Here is a 23492-nt window from a genome sequence, read left to right on the forward strand (position 1 = left end):
CCGTTGCAGCCGGCGCGTTCGTGACGCCGGCCGGGTGAGTCTTGCAGACTACTTCTCCACCAGGCCGAGATCGCGGATCAAGGGCTCGAGCTTGTCCGCTTCGGCCGCCACCGTCTGGCCGAATACCTCGGGTGTGGAGCCTTCGACGATCATGCCGAGGTTGGCCATGGCCTCGACAGTCGCTGGCCTGCGGATGGCCCGCACCAGTACCTCGTTCAGTTTGGCCACCGTCTCGGGCGGCGTGCCCTTGGGCACCTGGATGCCGAACCAGGCTTCGCCCAGGAAGCCGGGCACGGTGGCGGCGACGATCGGCACCTGCTTCATCAGCGGGCTGGGCTCGGCCGACGCGGCGGCCAACAGCTTGACGCGCTTTTCGTTGATCAGGCCCTGCATGGCCTGCGAGAACGTGGAAACCAGCAGTTGGACTTCGCCGCTGACCAGAGCCATGGTGGTCGGCGCAACGCCCTTGTACGGAATGTGCAGCATGTCGACGCCGGTCTCCCGCGCGAACATTTCGGTCACCAGGTGGCCGTACGAGCCCTGCCCGGCCGATGCGTACTCGATCGGCTTGGGCTGGGCCTTGGCGTACTCGATGAAGCCCGCCACGTCATCGGCGGGCACGGCGGGGTTGACCATGAACATCATGGGCGAGCGCGTCAGCAGCGTGACCGGCACCAGGCTCGTGCGCGGGTCGACACCCGAACTGGGCTGCATCAACGGGCCTGCCACGCTCGGTCCGTTGTTGCTCAGCAGCATGGTGTAGCCGTCGGGCTTGGCGGTGGCGACGTGGCGCGCACCGATGACGCCGGCCGCGCCCGGCTTGTTCTCGACGATGACGGTGGTGTCGAAGGCCGCACCGAGTTCCTGCTGGAGCACGCGGGCGATCACGTCGGTGGTGCCGCCCGCCGGATACGGCACCACGATCGACATGGTTGCCGGCTGAGCATGCGCCGCGCCGGCGGCAATCGCGAACTGCGCCAGCAGCATGCCGGCAGTCTTGATCGGTTTCATCACTTCCTGTCTCCCCATGACGTGCGGTCCGCGACCGCGGTTCGTTTTTCTCCATCTCTGTTTGGACCAAATAACCAATGGATGGTCCATTGATGATACCATTTCCGTTCCTTCGCGGAACGCATCGAACTCAGGAAGACCGCATCGACCACGGCCTGCCTGCCATACCTAGGGGACACCACATGACACTGGTCAATACCACCGGACTCACCGAAGAACAGCGCATGATGCGCGAGGGCGTGCTCGACCTGCTCGAGCGCCACCTGCCCTGGGACAAGGTGCGCCAGATGGACGAGGCCCGCGAATTCCCGCACGAGGCCTACCAGGCGCTGGCCGATGCCGGCTACATCGGCATCTTCTATCCCGAGGAGCTGGGCGGGGCGGGCGGCAGCTACACCGACATCGCCGTCCTGCTCGAAACAATGGGCTACTACTACACCGGCATCGCGCAGGCGATCACGACCAGCGCGATCTACGCGGGCATGCACGTCGCCAAGTTCGGCTCACCCGAGATCAAGCGCAGCATCGTGCCGAAGATCGTCGATGGCAGCGTCAAGCTCGCGCTCGCGATGTCCGAGCCCGGTACCGGATCGGACGTCGCCGGCCTGAAGACCAACGCGCGCCGCGAAGGCGACGAGTTCGTCCTGAACGGCAACAAGGTCTGGATCACCTGCGCCCACGTGGCCGACTACCTGGTCGTCATCACCCGCACCGACAACGAGGGCTCGCGCCACCAGGGCATCAGCACGCTGCTGGTGGACGCCAGGGCGCCCGGCGTCACCATCCGCCCGCTGCAGATGCTGGGGCGGCGCACCACGCACGCCAACGAGGTGTTCTTCGAGGACGTGCGCGTGCCGGTCGCCAACCTGATCGGCGAAGAAGGCCAGGCGTGGAAGAACATCATGAAGTGCCTGGCGCTGGAACGCCTGGGCCTGGCGGCGATCTCGGCCGGCCACTGCTTCAAGATCACCGAATACGCCCGCGACTACGCCAAGCAGCGCATCCAGTTCGGCAAGCCCATCTCGGACTTCCAGGTGATCCAGCACAAGCTGGTCGACATGCAGATCATGGCCGAGACCGCGCGGCAGTCGATATACCGCGTCGCGCAGTTGCTCGACGCCGGCCATCCCGCCATCCAGGAGACCTCGATCGCCAAGATCGTCTGCACCGACAACAACTTCAAATGCGCGGACATGGGCCTGCAGGTGCTGGGTGGTGCGGGCTACTCGATGGAGTACGACATGCAGATGTTCTTCCGCGACTCGCGCGTCGGCCCGATCGGCGGCGGCAGCAACGAGATCCAGCGCAACGTGCTGGCCAAGATGATGGACCTCTGAGCACGCCATCGCCAAGAAAGGCAGGGCGGCCGGTTTGGGCCGCCCTTGCTCAAGCCGACGGCACCAGCAAACGCGCAAGCTCCCGTACGTTCGCCAGGTCTTCCAGTCGCGTGAGCACCTGCACGACCTGCTCCGCACGCGCGCGTCCGAGCACGGGCTCGGCGAGGGACACGAACTTGGCGACGACCTCGTCGTCGCTGAGTGGGCACTGGGCCGAGCCACGCGGGCCGGCCGGTGCCTGGATGTACTGCCGGCCGTCGGCCGCCGTGAAGACGGCCTTGCATTGGTGGTAGTGGTTCAGCGTCGGATCGGCCACCACGGTAACGCGGCCCATGGCCTGGACGATGGCCGGGTCGGCCAGATGCTCGCCCATGCGGATGCTGTGCTCCGGCCGGATGGTGTCGCCGCCCTGCATCACGATGGCCAGGCAATACTGCAGGTGAAAGCGCGCGTCGTTGGGAGAGTTCGGCGGCGCCGCCTTGCTCACCACGTCGGCCACATAGGGCGCCACGTGCACCTGCAGGGTACCGCCGGCAAAGCCCCGCGCAAGCTGAGGGCGCAACTGCGCCACTGCATCCACGGGCGCGTGGATGTAGCCGCAGCAAGCATGCAGCTTGCGGCGCGGCGCAGCCAGCGCCCATGCGCGCGCCGGCGCATCGTCGAGGCTGCCGCCGACGGAAACCGTATTGAAGTAGCCGAGCTTGCTGTCGAGCAGGTGCTGCGGGCCGGTCATGCCGTTGCGCGCATCGAACGCAGCCTTCACCGCGACCGCGGCGGGCTGGGCGCCGAACAGCAGGGGCTTCATCGTGCCGCCGTCGCCGAAGATCACTTCGGCCGGACACCAGCCGGCCATGGCGCCGGCGATGGCCATGGCGTGCCGGGTCTGACCCTCGTCCAGGTCCAGGAGCCGCGCCGCCGCCGCCGCGGCGCCCACGGATGACGGGATCCCCACGGGCACCATGCCGACCTCGGTAAAGCGCTTGAGGCTGGGATACACCGCCGCATACACCCGGGTCGTGATCTCCACGCCGCGTATCGCCGCCTCCAGCAGCGCGGCGCCCGAAGCGCCCTGCACTTCGGCGAGGGCCAGCGCTGCCGTCACGTTGCCGATGCTGGCATGGCCGCCGATCAGGTCGTTCAGCTCCAGGATGTCGCCCAGGTAGCCGTTGGCGCGCAGGGCGGCATACAGGCCCAGGCTCCAATCGGTGCCCGGGACCACGGCGGCGGGCCCGCCCTGGTGTTCGCTTTCGCAGCCATACAGCATCCGGGCCTCTGGCGTGGCCGTCCCGGCGATCATGCATCCGATCGTGTCCAGGATGCACAGCGCGCCCTGGCGCCTGACGTCGGCCGGCAGCTCGTCCAGGGTGATCCGCCGAGCCTGCGCCGCGAGCAGGGCCAGCGCGGACGATTTTCCTTCAACGTTCATGTTCGCGTCTCCGGTATACAAGGTCACTGCCTTTCGATGCCGGCTTTTTCCGCGACGCTCTGGTACTTCTGCAGGTCGCTGCGCATGGCGTCGCCATACTGCTGCGCGCTCAGCACCGTGGGCTCCAGCCCCAGGCCCGCATAGAGCTTGCGGATCTCCGGCGCTTCGACGGCCTTGGCGATCTCCTGCTCCAGGCGCTGCACGACGTGCTCCGGCGTACCGGCGGGGGCGAGGATGCCCAGCCAGCCGTTGAACTCGAAATCCTCGAAGCCCTGCTCGATCATGGTCGGCACCTCGGGCAGCGCCGGCGTGCGCTTGCCGCCGAAGACCGCGAGCGCGCGCATGCGGTCGCCCTTGAGCATCGGCATGATGGAGCCCAAGGCGTCGGGATTGACGCTCAGGCGGCCGCCCAGCAGCTCGGTGGCCGCCTGAGCGGGGCCGCGGAACGGAATGCCCTGGATGGCAATGCCGGCCTGATCGTTGAGCGCCTCCATCGCGATCCGGTACAGGCCGGCGGAATCGCCATAGGTGAGCGTATCGGGCTTGCGACGGGCCTCGGCCACCACGTCCGCGACCGTCCGGAACGGCGAATCCTTCGTCACGACGAGCAGCAGCGGGGTGTTGGCCATGGTGGCCACCGGCGTGAAGTCCTTGAACAGATCGAAGTGGACATTCTTCGAGATGATGGACGGCACGATGGTCGAGGAGACGGTGCCCACCACCAGCGTGTAGCCATCCGGCTCGGCCCGCGCTGCCGCCTGCATGCCGATGCCGCCGGTCGCGCCGGCCCGGTTGTCGATCACGACCGGCTGCCCCAGCGGCCCGGAGATCTTCTGCGCGATCGCCCGGGCGGTGACGTCGGAACTCGCCCCCGCCGTGAAGGGAACGATGAGCGTGATCGGACGCGTGGGATAAGCCTCCTGTGCCGCGACGGTACCGGTGGCCAGGATGGCGCACGCGGCGCCGAGCAGGTTGCGTATCATGGGTCGTCTCCTGTAGGTATGAGAATTCAGGCCACCGCGCCGCTGCCGTGCAAGGCGGCGATGCGCTCCGCGTCGAGGCCGAGCACCCCGGCGAGAACCTCGTCCGTGTGCTCGCCCAGCGTGGGCGCCGCGGTGGCGTCGACTACCGGGGTGCCGGAATAGCGCGCCGAGGAAGCGAGGTTGGGCACCCAGCCACCTCGCGGATGGGGGATGCGCGTCATCAGCTCACGGGCACGCGCCTCCGGTGAACGCAGCGCCGCGCCAACGGTGCGCACTTCGCCGCAGGGGATGGCTGCGGCGCGCATGCGCGGCTGCCAGTACGACCAGGGGTGCGCCGCGAAGCGTTCGTTCAAGCGAGCGAACAGCTCGTCGCGCCGGCCCATGCGGCCGTTGCGCGTAGCCAGCACCGGATCCGAGGACATGGACTCGCTTTCCAGGACTTGGGCGGCGAGGCGGTGGAAGATGCGGTCATTGCCGATATTGATGTAGAACGGCTTGTCCTGCGACATGAACACACCCGACGGGCAGGTGTCGGGGCTGACGTTGCCATGGCGCTGCGTTTCCCGCCCCGACAGCAAATGCTGGTACGTGGCATACCCGTTCATCAGCACGGCATGGTCGAACAGCGCAACCTCGACCAACTGCCCTTCGCCGGAACGCTCGCGCGCGAACAAGGCCCCGAGGATTGCGTGGCTCGCCATGGTGGCGGTACTGATGTCCATGATGGGCGACAAGGTGCGCACGCCCTGGCGGTCGGGATACCCATTCATCGACAGGAAGCCGCTCTCGGCCTGGGCGATGGGGTCGAAGCCCAGGCGATCGGCGAACTCGCCTTCGCGGCCGTAGGCCGACACCGAGCAATAGACCAGGTCCGGCTTGATGCGGCGGCAGGCTTCGTAGTCGAGCCCGAAGCGCGCCATCACCCCGGTCGAGAAGTTCTCGACCACCACATCGGCGCAGGCGATCAGGGCACGGGCAAGCTCCAGGCCCTGCTCCGTCTTCAGGTCGATGGCGATGCTGCGCTTGTTGCGATTCGTCCAGAGGTAGGGTGCGCCGCTGTCAGGCCATTCCGGTGGCACCGGCGGATAGTAGCGAAACTCGTCGCCCCGGCCTGGCGCCTCCACCTTGATGACGTCGGCACCGAGATCCGCCAGCAACGTAGTCGCGTAGGCACCGGCGATGAAATGCGCAAAATCGATGACGCGGATGCCTTCGAGCGCCTTGGGCGCTCCCGGTGGACGCGGACGCAGTGGAGGAAACTCGTCCAGGCTGCCTGCTTGCATACCTCTCCTCTCATAGGCCTAATGGATGGTCCATTGATCATATAGAAGGGAGAAAGGCAGGTCAATGCAACGCGTCCCGGGCGGCTGGCGGGGCTATGCTCGCCGGGGTTGCCGGACGCGGGGCAGAAGCGCATGGCAGGCTGCTGCCCGCCGCCTCGCGGTCCGCGTGCGCGGTGAATACACAACGAATGGACTCAGAGAACCGGACCGGCGGCCCCGACAGCCGGCGCGCCGGCTGCCCATACCGTCTTCACCGCGCCCACGAGCGCCGCGATCAAAGGGTCATCCGAGCGGTGACGCGCATGCACGAACATCAACTGCGTGGTGGTGACGGCATTCGGCCATATGGCCATTAGGCCCGCTGCCTGGGCCTCGATCGCGATGTCCTCCCGGACCAGAGACACGCCGACGCCGGCCAGGATCAACGCCTGGGTCATGGCGTCGTTGTCCGTCTGCGTGACGCTGTTCACCTGAAGTCCCTTCTCGCCGAACAACACCTGAAGCATCCTGTGATAGGAATTGCCCTGGGTCGCGGTGACCCAGGGCAGGTCGGCAAGCCGCTGCCAGTCCGCTTCCTGGAGCAGGCTCTGCCATTTCGCCGGACCGGCGACGCAGAAACTGACCGGACGCAGCGTCAGCGCCGCCAGGCTGTCGTCCACCGACTGCGCAAGCAGGAACGCAGCGTCGGTTTCCCCGCTGCGGGTGCTCTGTAGCGAGGCCCCTGAACTTTGCACGCGCACGCTCAGGCCTATGGCCGGGTGGGCACAGTGCATATGGCCAACCACGTCCGCGGCCCGGCTCAGGATGGGGTCGTTGTTGCATCCAAGCACCAGGGCACCCTGGATCCGGCCGCTGAACTCCCGGGCGGTCGATGTAAACGAACGCGCCTCGGCCAGCACCCGCCTGGCTCTGTGCAGCAGGACCTGCCCGGCCTTGGTCAGTTCCAGTCCCCGGCTGCGGCGTTCGAAAAGAACGACATCGAGGTCCCGCTCGAGCATCCGGATATGGCCGCTTGCCGCAGGCTGGCTGATGTGCAGGCGATCGGCAGCCCGCGTCAGGTGTCCCTCTTCGACCACCGCAACGAATGTCCGCAACTGTGTGAGATCCATGCAAGTACCCCGGCCGTGCCGAATGCGGTGCGCCCGCCGGCAACGGAACCCTCGCGACGGCGGCGTCCCGGTGCCAGATGATCCGGCGCAGTCTGCCAGAAGCCCGGCTGCGGAGCTATTGCCGTCAATACCGATTGCCGGGACCCGCCTGGTTTCATCGCAAATTCCGATCAGGTACATCCGGATTCGCAATTGGACACTGTCTGAGGCCGACTCCTAGACTGCTCGCCATATACAACGTTGAGGAAGACCTCCGGTGAGTTTGATCGACTTGATTGACAACGGGTTGAACCGCGCCCCCCATCGGCCATGCCTGATCGACAAGAATGGCACATATCTGCATGGCGAAGTCCGCGAGCTCAGCCACAGGGTGGCCAACGGTCTACGGGCGCAGGGACTCGAGCGGGGCTCGCGCGTGGCCATCCTCAGCCCCAACGTCGCACCGGCCTTGGTGGCGCTCATCGGCATCCTGCGGGCGGGTGCCGTATGGCTGCCGGTACAGGTGCGCAACGCGCTCGACGAGAACGTCGAGTTCCTCGCCGAGAACGCCTGCGAGTACCTGTTCTTTCACAGCAGCTTCGCCCAGGAAGCCGAGGCCGTCCGAAGCCGTGTGGCCGGACTGAAGGGCATGGTGTGCCTGGACGCCTCTGCCGCGGGTGCCGCCTCGTTCCATGAATGGGTGGCCGGCTACCCCGGCACGTTTCCCGACGAGGCGCACAACGGCGAAGACCCCGCCTGGGTCAAGTCGACCGGCGGCACGACGGGCAAGCCCAAGAGCGTCGTGATCTGTCAGCGCAACGTGGAGACGCTGCTCGCCACGTTCCACTTGTGCATGCCACTGGCCGACCCTCACGTCAACCTGGCCGCGGCGCCGGTCACGCATGGCGCGGGCAACATCGCGCTGTGCATCATCTTCGGCGGCGGGACAGTGGTCCTGATCGACAGGGCCGAGCCCAACGCGGTGCTCGAGGCCATCGAGACGCATCGGGTGACCACCGTGTTCCTGCCGCCCACCGTCATCTACAGCCTGCTCGCCATGGACGGCGTGCGCGAGCGGCGCCCGCCGACGCTGAAGTATCTGATTTCCGCCGGCGCTCCCATCTCCGCGCAAAAGCTCGCCGAAGCGATCGAGGTCTTCGGTCCGGTCATGGTGCAGGCTTGGGGACAGACCGAAGCGCCGTTCATCTGCACCTACCTCGGCCCCGACGATCTGGCATCCGACGATCCCGATCTGCGCGAGCGGCGCCTGAAGAGCTGCGGACGCAGCAGTCCGCTGACGCGCGTGGAGATCATGGACGACGACGGCGCGCTGCTGCCCGCCCACAGCGTGGGCGAGATGGTGGTGCGCGGCAATCTGGTGATGCTCGGATACCGGGACCGACCGGAAGAGAACGAGGCGGTCTCGCGCTTCGGCTGGCACCACACCGGGGACGTCGGCTACCGCGACGACGATGGCTATTTCTACATCGTCGATCGCAAGAAGGACATGATCATCAGCGGCGGCTTCAACATCTACCCGAGCGAAGTCGAGCAGGTGCTGTGGCGGCATCCCGATGTGCTCGACTGCGCGGTCATCGGCGTGCCGGACCCCAAGTGGGGCGAAGCGCTGAAGGCCGTCATTGAACTCAAGCCAGGGCGCAGCGCCACCGAGGACGAACTCAAGCATCACTGCAGGGCGGCGCTCGGCGGGATGAAGACGCCCAAGACGGTCGAGTTCTGGCCGAGCCTGCCACGCAGCGAATTCGGCAAGGTGCTCAAGCGGCAGATCAGGGAACGGTACTGGGCCGGTCACGACCGCCGGATATGACAACGGCGGCGCGCCCGGTCGGATCCGGCACGGGAACGCTAGGACGGCAAAAGGATACACGGAGGGCATATGAGAATCGAACCACTGGACGCGCCGCTGGGGTGCGAAGTGCTGGACGCCGATCTGTCCAGGCCGCTCGATGAAGGCGACATTGCCGCCATACGGCAGGCATTCCTCGAACATGGCGTCCTGATTGCGAGAGGCCAGGAACTGGCCGAACCGGAACTGATCCGCTTCGCGCGCAGCTTCGGCCCGCAGGAGCCGTACGAATCGACCCTGAAAGACTATCTGCAGCCCGGCCATCCCGAACTTCTCGTCCTCTCGAACATCGTGGAGAACGGCAGGCGGCTCGGCGTGCAGGACGGCGGGCAGTACTGGCATACGGACCGCTCGTATGTCGAGCGTCCGGCTTGGTCGTCGGTGCTGCACGCCAAGTGCGTCCCGTCCGATGCGCACGGCAACCCACTGGGCGATACGCTGTTCAGCAGCTCGGTGGTGGCGTTCGCAGCCCTGTCCGCCGGCGAGCGCGCCCGGCTGCGGACGCTGCGCGCGCGCCACGAGTACGTTTTCCGGTTCAGCCGGCCCAACGATTCGATGCCGGCCGTGGACCACCCCGTCGTCCTGCGCCATCCGCTGACCGGGGCCGAATGCCTGTACGTGAACGCGGGATTCACCAAGGAAATCCCCGGCCTGCCGCCGGAGGAAAGCCGGCAGCTGCTCGAATCCCTCTACGAACACGCGGCCCGGCCCGAATTCGTCTACCGCCATCGATGGCAGCCCGGCGACGTGCTGATGTGGGACAACTACAGCACCCAGCACAAGGCCGTGGGCAACTATGGCGAGATCCCCAGGCTGATGTGGCGCGCCACCATCCAGGGCTTTGCGCTGCACTAGCGGAGCGCACCCCGGACAAGAATATTCCAACAAAGGAGAGCGAGACATGAAATTCCCCATCCCATGGCCGCGCCTGGTGGCCTGCGCGACTGCGATCGTCCTCTGTTCCTCCGCATTCGCTGCGGACTATCCATCGCGTCCTGTCAAGGTCGTGGTTCCCTTCGGACCGGGCGGTGCGGCCCAGGCCCTTGCCGAGAAGGTCGGCGCGGAGATATCGAAAACCCTAGGCCAACCGCTGGTGCACGAATACAAAGGCGGCGCGGCGGGGCTGGTCGGCGCCGAAACCGCCGCGCGTGCCCCGGCCGACGGCCACACCGTGTTCATGGGCGTGCCCAGCGCGCTGATCGTCGCCCCCCTGGTCATGAAGTCCCTCACCCGCTTCGACCCCGAAGGCGACTTCGAGCCCATCGCGGGCATCGCCTCCACGCCGTTCGTGGTGTTCGTCAACGCCAGGCTGCCCATCGGCAACCTGCGCGAACTGATCGACTACGGCAGGCAACACCCCGGCAAGCTGAACTTCGGCAGCATCGGTTCCAACGGGACCGACTATATCGCCGGCCAGGTCCTGCAGAAGGAGGCGGGCTTCCAGATGACCAGCGTGCCCTACAAAAGCGTCGGCGCGCTGCTGCCGGACATCCTGTCGGGCCGGGTCGACGTCGCCATTCTCAGCCCCATCCCCATCATGGCGCACGTGCGTGCGGGGGACCTGCGCATACTCGCCGTGACCTCCGGCGAACGATCGCAGTCGTCCGCGCTGAAGGACGTTCCCACGGTGGCCGAGGAAGGCGTGCCGGGCTACGAGATCGTATCGTGGTACGGGTATTTCGCACCCAAGGGCACGGCGCCGGACCAGATCCTCAGCCTCAACCGGGCGACCGCGGCGGCCCTCGGCGACGAGGGCGTGATCGCCTACCTGAAGGAGCAGGGACTGCAGCCGTTCGACCTCGCGCCCGAACAGTTCGCCGACTACTACCAGGCCGACATGAAGAAATGGACGCAGTTCGTCCACGAGGCCAACATACCGGTGCAATGACATGACCGACATCAACCGACGCGCGTGCATCGTGGGCGTGGGCGAAACGCAGTACGCCCGCTACGGCAGCCTCCAGGACCGCGACGAGTTCCAGCTGGCCTGCCAGGCCATCATGGCCGCCGCCCGCGACTGCGGCCTGGCCCCAGGCGACATCGATGGATTCGCCTGCTATGCGGACACCTCGATCGATGCATCGCTGCTGCAGCTCGGCCTGGGTATCGACGAACTATCCTTCTCCGGTTCGGTCTGGGGCGGACGCGGCGGCGGCTCCTGCGGCGCCCTGGCGCTCGCGGTCAGCGCCGTCGAGACCGGCCAGGCCAGGCACGTCGCCGTCTTCCGCAGCCTGTGCCAGGGCCGCAGCCGCCGCTATGGGCAGTTCTACGCGCAGCGCATGCACAGCGACATGATGGGACCCTACGGCCTGTTCTCCGCGGCGCAGGGCCTGGCCCTCGTCGCGCAGCGCTACCGTCATGAGTACGGCTTCGCGGCCGAAGACCTGGGAGCGATCGCGATTTCGTTGCGCGACAACGCCCAGCGCAACCCGCGCGCGGTCATGCACGGCAGGACGCTGTCGATGGCACAGTACCTGCAATCCAGGCCGATCGCCGAGCCGTTCCGGCTGCACGACTGCTGCCTGGAGACCGACGGCGCCTGCGCGGTCATCGTCACCACCCGCGAGCGCGCGCGGGACCTGCGGGCCACCCCGGTCGACGTGCTGGCCTGCGTGCAAGGCGGCGACCCCGGCTGGGGCACCGGGGCCATGGGTTCGCACAACATGCCCGCCGACAGCTACCTCACCGGCGGCCAGCGCCGGCTCGCCCGGCGATTGTTCGCGCAGGCCCAGGTGAGCCCGCAGGATATCGCCGTCGCCCAGTTCTACGACCACTTCAGCGCCATGATCTTCCTGACGCTGGAGGACTTCGGCTTCTGTGGGCAAGGCGAGGGGCCGGCCTATCTGCGCGAAGGCCATGGGCTGTGGCCGACGGGACGCATGCCGATCAACACCCATGGCGGCGCGCTCTCCGAAGCCTACGTGCACGGCATGAACCACATCGTCGAAGGCGTCCGGCAACTGCGCGGGGAGTCCACCAGCCAGGTCCCCGACGCCCGCCTTTGCCTGGTCACCGGCGCCTCGGAGATCAGCCCATCCAGCGCTGCGATCCTGGGAGTCTAGGATGCCCTACCTGCCCGACACCGTACCGGCACCGCACGTCGATGACGTCAACGGCCCCTTCTGGGAACACTGCAACGACCGGCGCCTGGCCTTCCAGCAATGCGGCGATTGCCGGACCCTCGTCCACCCCCCCTTACCGGTCTGCCCACGCTGCCAATCCCTCGACCGCCAATGGCGGCAGGCCCCTGACGAGGCCATTGTCTTCTCCTTCACCTGGGCGCACACGGCCGCACACGACTCGGTGCGCGAGTCGCTGCCGTACAACATCGTGCTCGTCGAGTTCCCCAGCCTGCCGGGCGTACGCCTGATCAGCAACGTGCTGGACGTCGCGCCGGGGGAACTGTCCATCGGCGACCCGCTGCGCCTGGCGTGGGATGCGAACGGGGAGGCGGGCCAGATGCTGCCTCGCTTCAGGAAGCGCGAGAGCTGAATGACGCCGGCTCCGCCCGGGTGCGACGAAGGGCGTATCGGCGGCTCATAACGGCCACGACGGCTCCTCGGACCGGCGCCGGGAGGAATGGAGGCACGGGCTCACGCCCGCTGCTTGGCCTCCCACTGGCTGAGATAGCTCACGCGCAGGCGCTCGAGCAGCTTGGTCATCTCGGCGACGGCGGCGTCGGCGTCGCGCTTGCGCAGATGCTGCATGAAACGGCGCCGCGACGGCAGGACATACGGGTTGTCGCTGGGCCCGATGCCGCGGATGAACTCCTGCAGCACTTCGGACACGCCCATCATGGTCGCGTGCAGCACCGGGTTGCGCGTGGTCTCGGCCAGCCGGACATGGAACTCGACCTGCAGGCGCGCCCTCCGCTCGAAGTCGCCGGCGTCCCGCGCCGCGGTCGCCGCCGCGATATTGGCCTCCAGTGCGGCGAGATCCTCTTCGGTGACGCGTTCGCAGGCCACGCGCACGACCACCGCGGTCAGCCAGATGCGCGCTTCGGTCAATTGCGCGGGGGAGATGGCGCCCAGGTGATAGAGATTCATCAAGCCGTTCACGATGACGTCCGGGCTGCCGGGAAGAACGAAGGCTCCGCCCGCCGCCCCCTTGCGCAGCTCGACCAGGCCGGACAGTTCCAGCGCCCGCAGAGCCTCCCGCATGGTGTTGCGGCTGACGTTGAACTGGGCGGACAGCTTGCGTTCGGCCGGCAGCCGATCGCCCGGTTTGAGCCGGCCGCTGGCGATCAGGCCGCGGATCTGGCCGGCGATGTCCTCGAAGGCGCGCTGCGGGACGATCGGCACGAACTCCAGGGGCGAATCGGGTGAAGAGTGGTCTTCCATTGCGGTAAATGCTCAGTAGCTGAATCAAACCCGATTCTACCGGCTCGGCCGTCTTGTCCATCGGAGTGCGCACGGCTGCGTCGCGGCGCATAGCGGCGCAACCGGCTCGCTGCCCGGGGCCGTCGGCCGGGCTCGGTCGTGCGCAATGTCGGGGCTCAGCGCCCGACGAACACCGGCTCGCGTTGCTCGACGAAGGCGCGCATGCCTTCCCGGCCATCCGCGGTCTCGAAGCGGATGTTCTGCGCAGCATGCCGGACCGGCCTCCCCGGCAGCACGACCACGCGCGCGGCCGCATCCGCCCCCCCCCATCTGGCCGGGCGCGGCGACGACTTTCCCGCGAAATGTACCGCCCGGCGCGTTGCGCCTTTCCGGGCGGTTCAGCGCGATTCCGGCGATGCCGGCGGCGTCGAGCTCGTACGTAGCGCGTCCGGCATGTTCGATCGTGGTTCCTTTCCGAATCGATCGATAGTGGCGACTTTCATCCTGCGACGCCCTGCCCTCAAGCCGCCTGGTCCTGCGGGCGGCAGCGGTACAGCAGACTGACCACCATCGAATGCACGACTTCGCCGCGCTGGTTGACGATCAGGCGGTCGATGACGACGGTGCCGGTTCTGCCGGACGAGCTCAGCTTCTTCTCGGTGGGGGTGAACACCACGTGGATGGTGTCGCCGTGCTTGACGGGCAGGTGCATGCGCCACTTGTCGACGCCCAGCATGGCCACGATCGTGCCGTCGTTGACGCCGCTCAGGCACTGCAGGCCGCCCGCGATGGCGAGGATGAGCGGGCCGTGCGCGATCGGCTCTCCGTACGACTGGGTCTTGCAGAACTCGTGGTCGATGTGCGGCGCGTTGTGGTCGCCCGACAGGCAGGCGAAGTTGACGATGTCGGTCGAGGTCACCGTACGGCGCGAAGTGGCGTAGCGCTTGCCGATGACGAAGTCTTCGAAATACATGCCGCGGGCCTGGGCGAGATCCTCGTGGCGCAGCGAATCTTGGGTTTGCATGATCGAATTCCGGAGTGTGAGGGTATCGGCTGCACTTCAGGCCGGGCGGGCCGCGAAGAGCGGGCCATCCTGGTAGCGCAGGGCCACCATCCGCATGCGCATGCCGGGCGCGTACGTGCCGGAGTCGGGATCGAGCAGCCGGACGGCGATGCGCAGCCCGCCGTCCAGATCGATGATCCCCAGCGAATACGGCGCTTCGCCGGCGAAGACGGCGGGCGGCGCGTGCACCCTCGTCCAGGAATACAGTTCGCCCTCCGTGGCGAACGCCTCCCATGCCATGTCCTTCGACCAGCAGTGTGGGCAGATGGGCTTGGGCGGAAAGGTGAAGCGCGAGCACTGGGTGCAGCGGGTGGTCTGCCAGCGGCCTTCGGCCAGCCCTTGCCAGAACGGCTGCGTGAATTCCGACACCCTCGGCGGGTAGGCGCGCGCATGCGCAAGTTCGATGATGTCCAAAGTCATCGCACAGCCTCCAGAACGTGAATCAGAGCGGCGTTGTAGTTGCCCAGCTCGCCCGTGGTGACGCCCAGGCGGGCGTCGGCCACCTGCCGCTCGCCGGCACGGCCGAACAACTGGTCGGCCATCTCGACATAGCTGTAGAGCGACGTGACGTAGGCCGGGTGCCCGCGCGAGGTCAGGCCACCCGAAGTGGACAGCGGAATCCGCCCGCCCAGCCGGGTCTCGCCGGCGAGCGCGGCCGGGGCGCCCTGGCCGCGGCCGAACAGGCCCAGCGCTTCGCTCACCAGCACTTCGATGATGGTGCAGGGTGCATAGATCTCCGCCAGATCGACGTCCTCGGCCGTAATGCCGGCCTGCGCATAGGCATCGGCCGAGGCCCGGCGCGCCGACGCCAGCTCGATCATGTCGTTGGGGATTTCATTGATCTGGTGCGAACCGTCATGGCAGAAGCCGCGGCCGCGCACAATGGCGTAGGGCTTGCCCAGGCTGCGCGCGACCTCCTCGGACGCCAGCACGATGCAGGCGGCGCCGTCACTGCGGCCCGGCACGTCGAACAGGCCGAGCGGCTCCACGATGGGACGGGCCGCCAGCACTTCATCGATCGTGGTCGGCTTGCGGTATTGGGCCAGCGGATTGAGGCTGGCATGGTATCGGTTCTTCACCGCGACGGCGGCCAGTTGCTCACGGGTGGCGCCGTACTCGTGCATGTAGCGCATGGCGTCCATGGCGTACCAGGCGATCGGCGTAAAGCCGACGCTCGAGTGGAAGTCCACGTCGCCCGTGGTGCGCATGCTGCTCATGGCGTGCTCGCTGGCCGGAATCGCCGACTCCATGTTCACGCCGAGCGCAAGCGCGACCTTGGCCCGGCCGAGCGCGATCTCGTTGCACGCCTGGTCGAACGCCAGGGCGGCCGTCATGCCGTTGCCCATGACTTCCATCACGTTGCCCGTGCAGGCCAGGCGCAGATGACTCACCAGGAACGTATGAAAGTACTTCTGCAGCGTGTAGGGCCTGGGCAGGGTGAAGACCAGGCTCTGGATGTCCCTGCGCTCGACGCCGGCGTCCTGGACTGCGTCCACCACCAGACGCGTCATGATCTCCTGTTCCAGCACCTGCAGCGGCGCATCCGGCGCGGCCTGGATCCGGCCGACCGGAACCGCGCTGGTGCCGACGATGGCTACCCGTGTCGTCATCCTCTCCCTCCGGGTTCGAGTTGCTTGTGAGTTGAACATTGTAGACCAATGGAAGTACCATTGGACATAAGAGACCAAGCACATCCGACAACGAGACCATCGACGCGGCACGCCGTCGGCGGCCGTACACCAAAGCGAGAGGGACAACCCTATGAACGATGACCCAAGGAACACCGACACGTGCGACGTCGTCGTGCTGGGCGCTGGCGCCGGCGGCATGGCGACGGCCGTGACGGCGGCCAGGCACGGGCTCGAAGCGGTCATCATCGAAAAAAGCCCGTACTTCGGCGGCACCGCCGCGTTCTCGGGCGGCGTGCTGTGGATTCCCGGCAACGCCCACGGCAAGCAGGCCAATCCGAAAGACAGCCGCGCGCTGGCCAGGCGCTACCTGCAGCACGAAGCGGGCGAGTACTTCGACGCTGCGATGGTCGACGCCTTCCTGGACAAGGCGCCCGAGATGGTCGAGTTCTTCGAGCGCGAGACGCAGGTGGCGTTCGTGCCCACGCTGTATCCGGACTACCACCCCGACGTCGAGGGCGGCGCGCCGGTCGGACGCTCCATCCTCGCAGCCCCCTACGACATCCGCGCGCTCGGCGGCGACATGGCGCGGCTGCGCCCGCCGCTGGAGACCATCACGTTCTTCGGCATGATGTTCAACTCGTCCAATGCCGACATCGCGCACTTCTTCAAGGCGACCAAATCCCTGACCTCGGCCGCCTACGTGACGCGGCGACTGATCCGCCATACGCTGGAGCTGCTGCGCTATCGCCGGGGCATCAACGTGACCAGCGGCAATGCCCTGGCGGCACGGCTCGCGCGCTCCGCCCTGGATCTGGGCATTCCGATCCACACCGATACCCGGCTGCTCGAACTGCTGCGCGACGACCGGGGCGTGCACGGGGTGCGCGTGGCCGGGCCGCACGGGGAGCGGCGCATCCTCGCGCGCAAGGGCGTGGTGCTCGCCACCGGCGGCTTCTCTCACGATGAAGAGCGGCGCACGGCGGCCTATGCCCACCGGCGCGCCGGCAGCGAACACTTTTCGCCGGTGCCCGCGGACAACGCCGGCGACGGCGCACGCCTGGCCGAGCAGGCCGGCGGGCACGTCGACATCCGCTACGCCGAGCCCGCGGCCTGGATGCCGGTCTCCAAGGTGCCTCTGGGCGACGGCCGCTACGGTGCCTTCCCGCATCTGCTGGATCGCTACAAACCCGGCATCATCGGCGTGAACCGCCAGGGCCGACGCTACACCAACGAATCGAATTCCTACCACGACGTCGGCGCCGCCATGGTGCGCCAGGCAGCGCAGGGCGGCGAGGCGGCCATGTGGCTGATCTGCGATCACGCGACCATCCGCAAATACGGCCTGGGCTATGCCAAGCCTGCGCCCATGCCGCTCGGCGGGCTGCTGCGCAAAGGCTATCTGCATCGCGGCCGCACGCTCGAAGAACTGGCCCAGCGCGCCGGCATCGATCCACAGGGGCTGAGCGCGACGGTGGCGCGCTACAACGAGCACGCCCGCAAGGGCGAGGACCCGGAATTCGGCCGCGGCAGCACGGCCTTCAACCGCTACCTGGCCGACCCCGCCCATACGCCCAACCCCTGCGTGGCGCCCATCGAACGCGGGCCCTACTATGCCCTGAAGCTCGTCATGGGCGATCTTGGCACGTTCGACGGCATCGAGACCGACGTCGTCGGACGCGTGCTGGACCGCGCAGGCAGCCCCGTGCCCGGCCTGTTCGCCGCCGGCAACGACCGCGCCAGCATGATGGGCGGCAACTATCCGGCCGCCGGCATCACGCTCGGGCCCATCCTCACCTTCGGCTACATCACCGGCCGCTATCTGGCCGGGCTGGAGGACGGCCTCGCCCAGGCACCAGCCCGGGCGCCGAGCGCGGCCGAACCCGCACTCAAGGAGTCCGCATGAACCCGCCGCCGTCCGCACCGCAGCACGAGCCGCTCGCACCCGGCGCCCGGGCGGCAGCGGCGGGGCTCGCCCTGCCGCTGGTCGATCACCGCATCTACACCATCCGGTTGCGCAAGATGCCCGAGTTCCTGGAAGTCTTCCGTACCATGGCCATGCCCATCCTGCGCGAGACCCTGGGCAACCCACTGGGTTTCTACGTCAGCCAGGTCGGCCCGCTCAACCAGTTCATCCACCTGTGGGCCTACGCGAGCCTGGCGGACTACGAGGCCCGCAGTCTGCGCCGGGACGCCCATCCGGGCTTTCCCGCGTACCTGCAGGCCTCGGAACACCTGATACTCGCCCAGGAAACCCGCCTCATCCGCCGGGTGGATCTATAGGCCCCGGCACCGCTTCGCCGCCACCGTCGAGATCCGGGATGCCGAGGCTTTCGCGGCCGAGCTGCAGGCGTTCGTCCACGAGCGTGTGGAGGCGGTGGAGCTTCCCGCCAACCTGGAAATGGAGACGGTGGGGCAGACCTTGGCACGCAAGGCGGCTGCGTTGCGCGCCGACACGCGCTGGGCGCCCGGCGGAACCGACATCCGGCGCGGCCGCGCCGTGTTGCTGGAAGCCTTCGAGCAGCCGCACAACCTGCCGCTGCCCAAGTTCGCCAAGTTGGCGCTCCAGCACGTGAGCCGCACGGCACTGCCTGCGCCAACTCGTTCGGCTACGAGGACGACGCCCACGCCGCCAACGCCTTCAGGACCGTGCGCGCGGCCACGACCGACGTCGTCCGGCGGGTGACCGCCTGAGCCAGTCGGCCGGGGCCGGGCTCACCCGCCGGCCTGCGCCGCGTGGCGGGCCGCCACGTAGCCGAAGGTCATGGCGGGGCCCAGGGTGATGCCGGGCCCGGGATAGGCGCTGCCCATCACCGAGGCCATGTCGTTGCCGCAGGCATACAATCCCTCGATGGGCGTGCCATGCGCATCGAGCACGCGCGCGTGGGCATCGGTGCGCAGCCCGGCGCCGCTGGCGGCGTCGGCGGCCCAGACCTGCATGGCGCAGAAAGGGCCCTGCTCGATCGGCGCCAAGCCGGGGTTGGGCGTATGGCCGGCATCCCCGTTGAAGCGGCTCAGTACCGTATGGCCCTTGCCGAACGCCGGGTCCTCGCCTTGCCGGGCATGCGCGTTGTAGCTGCGCAAAGTGGCATCCAGGGCGTCGGCATCGATGCCGGCCCGGCGCGCCAGCGCGGCCACGCTGGCCTCGCGCAGCAGATAGCCGCTGCGCACGTGGCGATCCAGACTGCGCGTGCCGGGACGGATCGCGCCCAGCCCATAGCGCCTGACGAAGCCTTCGGTGCAGATCAGCCAGGCCGGCGTGCGCCCGCTGGGGTCTGCCGCGATCATCGCTTCGACGAAATGGTGGTAGGAAGCGCCTTCGTTGACGAAGCGCCGGCCGTCCGGCAGCACCGCGATCAAGCCGGGCTTGCCGCGGTCCATCGCCAGATGCGGGAACAGGGCCTCGCGCCCCCGCTGCTGCGGCATGACGGACACCGGCTGCCAGAATGCGGCCGGCGCGTGGTGCGCCGTCTCCACGGCGCCGCCCAGCTCGCCGGCCAGCGCCAGGCCGTCGCCCTGGTTGCCCTCGAAGACGAGGGAGCGAATATCGGCGAGCCGGCCCAGCAGCCGGCGCCGCCACGCCGCGCCCTGGCCGAAGCCTCCGGTGGCGAGCACCACGCCCCGATGCGCACGCACGCGGGCCTGCGTGCCGTCGGGCAGCACGAACTGCGCGCCGCACACCCGGCCCTGCGCGCGCAACAAGCTGCTGGCACGCACGCCATAACGTACCGCCGTACCGCGGGCGAGATTGGCGTGCAGCAGGCGCGCGACCAGGGCGTTGCCCATGACCAGCCGCGTGCCGCGCGGGTAGCGCAGCCGGTCGACGGCCCAGCGCCCCGCCAGCCGCGCGGCGTACAGGAAGTCGCGCAGCGAGGCATAGCGGCGCAGCAGGCGCTGGACGTCGTCCTTGCCGACCATCATCGAGCCGAGCACCATGAAGGACGGCAGCGGCGCACGGACCCGCGCAAAATCCCGCCCAAGCAGCCTGCCGTCGAAGGGCGGCGGCGCCATGGCGCGGCCCGAGCGGGCGGCTCCCGGCGCTTCCAGATAGTCCGGATGCAGCGCGGCCGGGACGAACGGAATGCCGCCTTCGGCCAGCAGGAAGTCGAAGGCTTCGGGCGCACGGGCGAGAAAGGCGCTGCGCGCGCCGTCCGTATCGGCGCCGGCCAGCGCCTGCAGATAGCGCTCGGCGGCTGCGACGGTGTCGCCGTAGCCGGCCTCGCGCCCGGGCGTGTTGCCGGGCACCCAGACCGTGCCCGCCGACGTGGCGGTAGTGCCGCCCACCTGCTGCGAGGCTTCGCACAGCAGCACGCGCAGGCCGCTCAGGGTACCGACCAGTGCGGCCGTGAGGCCGGCGGCACCGGCGCCCAGCACGAGCAGGTCGATATCGTCGGGCAGGCTGTCGGGGCGCATCGGGCCGCCCGACGCGTTCATCCAGCCGCCTCCAGCCGCCACTGCAGCAGCGAATACGGCTGTGCGCCGCCGGCGTGATGCTCGTAGACGCCGCGCACGGCCGCGCCGATGCGTACTTCCTGCAGGGGGTCGCCCAGCAGGTTGCCGAGCATGCGCACACCGCCGGCGTGCGGCAGTTCGACCAGCACGACCAGATAGGGCCCGTGGTCGCGCAAGACAGGATGGGCGGCATACCAGACGCGCTCCCAACTGTAGATGCGGCCGACCGGCTCGACCTGCGTCCAATCCGGATCGAAGGCCAGGCACTGGTGGCACAGCCACTCCGGGCCGAACTGCCAGGTGCCGCAGTGGCGGCAGCACTGCACGCGCAACCGCTCCTCGCGCAGCCCCTGCCAGTACGGCAGCGTGAGGGCATCCGGCTGCGGCGCCGGCAGGCCGGAGGGCAGATACGAGATGCCCGAGGCTGCTACGGGCGACGGAACGGCCGGCTTGCTCGGCGATGTCATAGCGTATCCTCCGATCCGAATATCAGGGCGCTCACCGGCGAGACCATCGGGCCGCCGGCCACCAGGGCCACATCGCTGCGCGCGGCCTGGCTGGTGGACGCGCGGCGCACCTGGCGCACGGCCTCCACGACCAGCTCGAAGCCATGGACGTAGCATTCGGCGAGGTTGCCGCCGCTGGTGTTGAGCGGCAGGCGGCCGTGCGGCGCGGTGAGGTTCTCGACCGTGAGGAATTCGTTCGCCTCGTCGGGCGCATAGAAGCCGAATTCCGCGAGCGCCATCGCCACCCCGCCGGTGAAATTCTCGTAGCTCTGCACGACGCCGACGTCGTCCGGTCCCACCCCGGCCATGCGATACAGATCTTCCGCCACCGAAGGAAAGCCCGCGCTGGCGTAGTGCGGCGCATTGTGCGGGGAGGCGGCGGCGCGGTGGCCCGAGCCGCTCGCCGCGCCGAGCAGGTAGGCCGGGCGCTGGGCGCAGTCGCGCGCGCGTTCGGCCGACATCAGGATCACGGCCGCGGCGCCGTCGTTCTCCATGCAGCAGTCGTACAGATGATAGGGTTCGACCACCCAGCGCGAGGCATCGTACTTCTCCACCGTGAGCGGCTTGCCGTACATGACGGCGCGCGGATTGTTCTGCGCATGATGGTAGGAAGCGAGCGCGATCGCTCGCAGCGCCTCCTGCCGTACGCCATGCTCGTGCATGTAGCGGTGTGCCCGCATGGCGAACTTCTGCGGCGGCGCGAGCACGCCGTAGGGCGTCTGGTAGGCCATGTCGCCCGCCACGCTGGCCGCGCCGGAACTCTGCCCGAAGCGGCCGAACTCGCCCTGCGCCAGCGCGCGGAACACCACCACGCATTCCGCCAGACCCGCGGCGATGACCGCGGCGCCGTTGGCGACGGCTGCGCAGCATCCGCCGCCACCGCCGCCCCACTGCATGGTGGTGCTGCGCAGCCTCGGCAGGCCGAGCGCCGCCGACAGGCGCGAGGCGTCGCTGCGATCGTCGCTGAACGAGGCAAAGCCGTCGATGCTGCGCGGATCGATGCCGGCATCCGCACACGCGGCCAGGATGGCGCGCAAGGCCAGCTTGAACTCCGGCTCCGGCGACTGGCCGCGCTTGTAGTAGCCGCTCTCGCCGATGCCCACGACGGCCACCCGGCCGCGCAGAGAGCGATCGTCGCCGCGCCCTGCGGCAGCCCCCGTTGCGATGCTGTGCGCCGCGCTCACGCCAGATCCTCCGCTGGACGACTCACACCCCCCACGACGCCGGCCGCAGCCAGCTCGCCGAGCGCTGCGTCGTCGTAGCCGAGCTCGCGCAGCACTTGCTCCGTGTGCTCGCCCACCGACGGGGCCGGCACCGGATCGGCCATCGGCGTGGCGGTATAACGAATCGGCGAAGCGATGTTGGGCAGCCATCCCGTGCGGTGCGCCACCTTGCCGACCAGCCCACGCGCCCGCGCTTCGGGCGAACGCAGCGCTTCGCCCACCGTGCGGACCTCGCCGCACGGAATACCGGCCTCGCGCATGCGCTGCTGCCAGTGCGCCCAGGGCTGCTGCGCGAACGCCTCGCCAAGGATGGCGAAGAGTTCTTCGCGCCGCGCGATGCGGCCATTGCGGTCGGCCAGGACCGGATCGTCGGCCAGTTCGGGCCGCCCGACGACCTGGCGCATGAGCCGCTGGTAGATCTTGTTGTTGCCGCAATTGATGTAGAACGAGCGGTCGGCGGCACGGAACACCCCCGACGGGCAGGTGTCGGGACTGGTATTGCCGTGGCGCTGCGGATCCTCGCCGGTGAACAGCGTCTGCAAGGAGGCGTAGCCGGTCATCAGCACGGCGGTGTCGAACAGCGACAGCTCGATCGCCTGGCCGATGCCGGTGCGCGCACGCGCATACAAGGCGCCGAGGATGGCGTTGGCGGCCATCATCGCAGTGCTGATGTCCATCACCGGCGAGAGCGCGCGCACGCCTTCGCGGTCGGCATAGCCGTTCATGGAGACAAAACCGCTCTCGGCCTGCGCGATGGGGTCGAAACCGACCCGGTCGGCGAAGGCGCCATCGCGGCCGTAGGCCGAGACGGAGCAATAAACAAGACCCTCGTTCAATGCCTTGCAGGTGGCGTAGTCCAGCCCCAGACGCTCCATCACACCGCTGGAGAAATTCTCCGCCACCACGTCCGCGTCTGCGATGAGTTCGTGGGCGATGCGCACGCCGCGCGCCGACTTCAAGTCCAGCGCGATGCTGCGCTTGTTGCGGTTCGACCACAAGTACGGCGCGCCCAGCGTCGGGTCGGCATCGTGAGCGGGCGGATAGTAGCGGAACTCGTCGCCCCGCCCGGGCGCCTCGACCTTGATGACGTCCGCGCCCATGTCGGCCAGGATCATGGTGGCGAGCGGGCCGGCGATGAAGTGCGTGAAGTCGACGACCTTGACGCCGGCCAGCGGAAGCGGGGCGTCGGCGGGGCGGCGCGCCTGCTCGGGAAATTCGTCCAGCTCGGGAATGCTCATGAGTGCCTCGGAATGGTGGGATGGCTTGCGCCCGCGGGCGCAAGCGCGTTCATGCAGGCTCGCCTATC

Annotated in this window: 22 protein-coding genes and 1 pseudogene; 9 read left to right on the forward strand and 14 right to left on the reverse strand. The window is 68.3% G+C overall.

Annotation, left to right across the window (positions count from 1 at the left end; all coding sequences use genetic code 11):
- Positions 1-48: 48 nt before the first annotated feature.
- Positions 49-1011 (reverse strand): Bug family tripartite tricarboxylate transporter substrate binding protein, encoded by a 963-nt coding sequence (locus tag FOZ76_RS16880; RefSeq protein ID WP_170235499.1) that lies wholly within the window; start codon positions 1009-1011, stop codon positions 49-51.
- Positions 1012-1193: 182 nt separating this feature from the next.
- On the opposite strand from FOZ76_RS16880, the gene FOZ76_RS16885 reads away from it, so the two are divergent.
- Entirely contained in the window at positions 1194-2348 is a 1155-nt protein-coding gene (locus tag FOZ76_RS16885; RefSeq protein WP_143949426.1) for an acyl-CoA dehydrogenase family protein, read from the forward strand.
- Between the two features lie 49 nt (positions 2349-2397).
- Here the strand turns inward: FOZ76_RS16885 and FOZ76_RS16890 are convergent, their stop codons facing one another.
- The 4 genes from FOZ76_RS16890 to FOZ76_RS16905 form a co-directional block, all read right to left on the reverse strand.
- Positions 2398-3774, reverse strand: coding sequence for an MmgE/PrpD family protein (locus FOZ76_RS16890; RefSeq protein WP_143949427.1), 1377 nt, complete (start codon positions 3772-3774; stop codon positions 2398-2400).
- 23 nt (positions 3775-3797) lie between these two features.
- Positions 3798-4757, reverse strand: coding sequence for a Bug family tripartite tricarboxylate transporter substrate binding protein (locus FOZ76_RS16895; RefSeq protein ID WP_143949428.1), 960 nt, complete (start codon positions 4755-4757; stop codon positions 3798-3800).
- Between the two features lie 26 nt (positions 4758-4783).
- The gene (locus FOZ76_RS16900; RefSeq protein ID WP_143949429.1) at positions 4784-6040 is read right to left on the reverse strand and encodes a CaiB/BaiF CoA transferase family protein; all 1257 of its coding nucleotides are present in this window, start codon (positions 6038-6040) and stop codon (positions 4784-4786) included.
- Positions 6041-6234: 194 nt separating this feature from the next.
- A complete protein-coding gene (locus FOZ76_RS16905) occupies positions 6235-7149 on the reverse strand; it encodes a LysR family transcriptional regulator (RefSeq protein ID WP_211366284.1) in 915 nt (304 codons plus the stop codon).
- Between the two features lie 256 nt (positions 7150-7405).
- Here FOZ76_RS16905 and FOZ76_RS16910 point away from each other — a divergent pair, with 256 nt between their 5' ends.
- From FOZ76_RS16910 to FOZ76_RS16930, 5 genes are all read left to right on the forward strand, one after another.
- Entirely contained in the window at positions 7406-8956 is a 1551-nt protein-coding gene (locus tag FOZ76_RS16910) for a class I adenylate-forming enzyme family protein (RefSeq protein ID WP_143949431.1), read from the forward strand.
- Between the two features lie 69 nt (positions 8957-9025).
- Positions 9026-9850, forward strand: a complete 825-nt coding sequence (locus tag FOZ76_RS16915; protein ID WP_143949432.1) for a TauD/TfdA dioxygenase family protein — start codon at positions 9026-9028, stop codon at positions 9848-9850.
- A gap of 46 nt (positions 9851-9896) precedes the next feature.
- Positions 9897-10883 (forward strand): Bug family tripartite tricarboxylate transporter substrate binding protein, encoded by a 987-nt coding sequence (locus tag FOZ76_RS16920; RefSeq protein ID WP_143949433.1) that lies wholly within the window; start codon positions 9897-9899, stop codon positions 10881-10883.
- 1 nt (position 10884) lies between these two features.
- Positions 10885-12057, forward strand: a complete 1173-nt coding sequence (locus FOZ76_RS16925; RefSeq protein WP_143949434.1) for a thiolase C-terminal domain-containing protein — start codon at positions 10885-10887, stop codon at positions 12055-12057.
- A gap of 1 nt (position 12058) precedes the next feature.
- A complete protein-coding gene (locus tag FOZ76_RS16930) occupies positions 12059-12487 on the forward strand; it encodes a Zn-ribbon domain-containing OB-fold protein (RefSeq protein ID WP_143949435.1) in 429 nt (142 codons plus the stop codon).
- A 101-nt stretch (positions 12488-12588) separates the two neighbouring features.
- Here the strand turns inward: FOZ76_RS16930 and FOZ76_RS16935 are convergent, their stop codons facing one another.
- The 5 genes from FOZ76_RS16935 to FOZ76_RS16955 all read right to left on the reverse strand — a co-directional run bounded on the left by FOZ76_RS16935 (position 12589) and on the right by FOZ76_RS16955 (position 15987).
- The gene (locus FOZ76_RS16935) at positions 12589-13335 is read right to left on the reverse strand and encodes a FadR/GntR family transcriptional regulator (protein WP_143949436.1); all 747 of its coding nucleotides are present in this window, start codon (positions 13333-13335) and stop codon (positions 12589-12591) included.
- 155 nt (positions 13336-13490) lie between these two features.
- Positions 13491-13616 (reverse strand): hypothetical protein, encoded by a 126-nt coding sequence (locus FOZ76_RS28200; RefSeq protein WP_281283011.1) that lies wholly within the window; start codon positions 13614-13616, stop codon positions 13491-13493.
- Positions 13617-13834: 218 nt separating this feature from the next.
- On the reverse strand, positions 13835-14338 hold the full coding sequence (locus FOZ76_RS16945) for a MaoC/PaaZ C-terminal domain-containing protein (RefSeq protein WP_143949437.1): 504 nt from the start codon (positions 14336-14338) through the stop codon (positions 13835-13837).
- 36 nt (positions 14339-14374) lie between these two features.
- On the reverse strand, positions 14375-14797 hold the full coding sequence (locus tag FOZ76_RS16950; RefSeq protein ID WP_143949438.1) for a Zn-ribbon domain-containing OB-fold protein: 423 nt from the start codon (positions 14795-14797) through the stop codon (positions 14375-14377).
- Complete coding sequence (locus FOZ76_RS16955) at positions 14794-15987, reverse strand: thiolase family protein (RefSeq protein ID WP_143949439.1); 1194 nt, start codon at positions 15985-15987, stop codon at positions 14794-14796. Before FOZ76_RS16955 ends, FOZ76_RS16950 begins: the two co-directional genes overlap by 4 nt.
- 151 nt (positions 15988-16138) lie before the next feature.
- Between FOZ76_RS16955 and FOZ76_RS16960 the strand changes: the two genes are divergently transcribed.
- The 3 genes and pseudogenes from FOZ76_RS16960 to FOZ76_RS16970 form a co-directional block, all read left to right on the forward strand.
- Positions 16139-17911: an FAD-dependent oxidoreductase gene (locus tag FOZ76_RS16960; protein ID WP_143949440.1), complete on the forward strand. Its 1773-nt coding sequence runs from the start codon at positions 16139-16141 to the stop codon at positions 17909-17911.
- Positions 17912-18027: 116 nt separating this feature from the next.
- On the forward strand, positions 18028-18288 hold the full coding sequence (locus FOZ76_RS16965; protein WP_246129583.1) for an NIPSNAP family protein: 261 nt from the start codon (positions 18028-18030) through the stop codon (positions 18286-18288).
- A pseudogene (locus tag FOZ76_RS16970) lies at positions 18281-18568 on the forward strand (integrase); the annotation flags it as partial. The gene FOZ76_RS16965 and the pseudogene FOZ76_RS16970, both read left to right, overlap by 8 nt.
- 152 nt (positions 18569-18720) lie before the next feature.
- Here FOZ76_RS16970 and FOZ76_RS16975 read toward each other — a convergent pair.
- The 4 genes from FOZ76_RS16975 to FOZ76_RS16990 are packed head-to-tail and all read right to left on the reverse strand — an operon-like array spanning position 18721 to position 23424.
- The gene (locus FOZ76_RS16975; protein WP_246129569.1) at positions 18721-20439 is read right to left on the reverse strand and encodes an FAD-dependent oxidoreductase; all 1719 of its coding nucleotides are present in this window, start codon (positions 20437-20439) and stop codon (positions 18721-18723) included.
- Positions 20436-20924, reverse strand: coding sequence for a Zn-ribbon domain-containing OB-fold protein (locus tag FOZ76_RS16980; protein ID WP_143949442.1), 489 nt, complete (start codon positions 20922-20924; stop codon positions 20436-20438). Before FOZ76_RS16980 ends, FOZ76_RS16975 begins: the two co-directional genes overlap by 4 nt.
- Positions 20921-22147: a thiolase C-terminal domain-containing protein gene (locus FOZ76_RS16985; protein WP_246129571.1), complete on the reverse strand. Its 1227-nt coding sequence runs from the start codon at positions 22145-22147 to the stop codon at positions 20921-20923. The genes FOZ76_RS16980 and FOZ76_RS16985 overlap by 4 nt, the downstream gene beginning before the upstream one ends.
- Entirely contained in the window at positions 22144-23424 is a 1281-nt protein-coding gene (locus FOZ76_RS16990; RefSeq protein ID WP_143949443.1) for a CaiB/BaiF CoA transferase family protein, read from the reverse strand. Before FOZ76_RS16990 ends, FOZ76_RS16985 begins: the two co-directional genes overlap by 4 nt.
- Between the last annotated feature and the right edge of the window lie 68 nt (positions 23425-23492).

It is taken from the genome of Verticiella sediminum (genome assembly GCF_007558815.1).
In the GTDB taxonomy this organism is placed as follows: domain Bacteria; phylum Pseudomonadota; class Gammaproteobacteria; order Burkholderiales; family Burkholderiaceae_B; genus Verticiella; species Verticiella sediminum.

Coding starts and splice junctions, on each gene's coding strand:
- FOZ76_RS16880 (WP_170235499.1), bottom strand. CDS start 1,011: ATGAAACCGATCAAGACTGCCGGCATGCTGCTGGCGCAGTTCGCGATT.
- FOZ76_RS16885 (WP_143949426.1), top strand. CDS start 1,194: ATGACACTGGTCAATACCACCGGACTCACCGAAGAACAGCGCATGATG.
- FOZ76_RS16890 (WP_143949427.1), bottom strand. CDS start 3,774: ATGAACGTTGAAGGAAAATCGTCCGCGCTGGCCCTGCTCGCGGCGCAG.
- FOZ76_RS16895 (WP_143949428.1), bottom strand. CDS start 4,757: ATGATACGCAACCTGCTCGGCGCCGCGTGCGCCATCCTGGCCACCGGT.
- FOZ76_RS16900 (WP_143949429.1), bottom strand. CDS start 6,040: ATGCAAGCAGGCAGCCTGGACGAGTTTCCTCCACTGCGTCCGCGTCCA.
- FOZ76_RS16905 (WP_211366284.1), bottom strand. CDS start 7,149: ATGGATCTCACACAGTTGCGGACATTCGTTGCGGTGGTCGAAGAGGGA.
- FOZ76_RS16915 (WP_143949432.1), top strand. CDS start 9,026: ATGAGAATCGAACCACTGGACGCGCCGCTGGGGTGCGAAGTGCTGGAC.
- FOZ76_RS16920 (WP_143949433.1), top strand. CDS start 9,897: ATGAAATTCCCCATCCCATGGCCGCGCCTGGTGGCCTGCGCGACTGCG.
- FOZ76_RS16925 (WP_143949434.1), top strand. CDS start 10,885: ATGACCGACATCAACCGACGCGCGTGCATCGTGGGCGTGGGCGAAACG.
- FOZ76_RS16930 (WP_143949435.1), top strand. CDS start 12,059: ATGCCCTACCTGCCCGACACCGTACCGGCACCGCACGTCGATGACGTC.
- FOZ76_RS16935 (WP_143949436.1), bottom strand. CDS start 13,335: ATGGAAGACCACTCTTCACCCGATTCGCCCCTGGAGTTCGTGCCGATC.
- FOZ76_RS16945 (WP_143949437.1), bottom strand. CDS start 14,338: ATGCAAACCCAAGATTCGCTGCGCCACGAGGATCTCGCCCAGGCCCGC.
- FOZ76_RS16950 (WP_143949438.1), bottom strand. CDS start 14,797: ATGACTTTGGACATCATCGAACTTGCGCATGCGCGCGCCTACCCGCCG.
- FOZ76_RS16955 (WP_143949439.1), bottom strand. CDS start 15,987: ATGACGACACGGGTAGCCATCGTCGGCACCAGCGCGGTTCCGGTCGGC.
- FOZ76_RS16960 (WP_143949440.1), top strand. CDS start 16,139: ATGAACGATGACCCAAGGAACACCGACACGTGCGACGTCGTCGTGCTG.
- FOZ76_RS16965 (WP_246129583.1), top strand. CDS start 18,028: ATGCCCGAGTTCCTGGAAGTCTTCCGTACCATGGCCATGCCCATCCTG.
- FOZ76_RS16975 (WP_246129569.1), bottom strand. CDS start 20,439: ATGAACGCGTCGGGCGGCCCGATGCGCCCCGACAGCCTGCCCGACGAT.
- FOZ76_RS16980 (WP_143949442.1), bottom strand. CDS start 20,924: ATGACATCGCCGAGCAAGCCGGCCGTTCCGTCGCCCGTAGCAGCCTCG.
- FOZ76_RS16990 (WP_143949443.1), bottom strand. CDS start 23,424: ATGAGCATTCCCGAGCTGGACGAATTTCCCGAGCAGGCGCGCCGCCCC.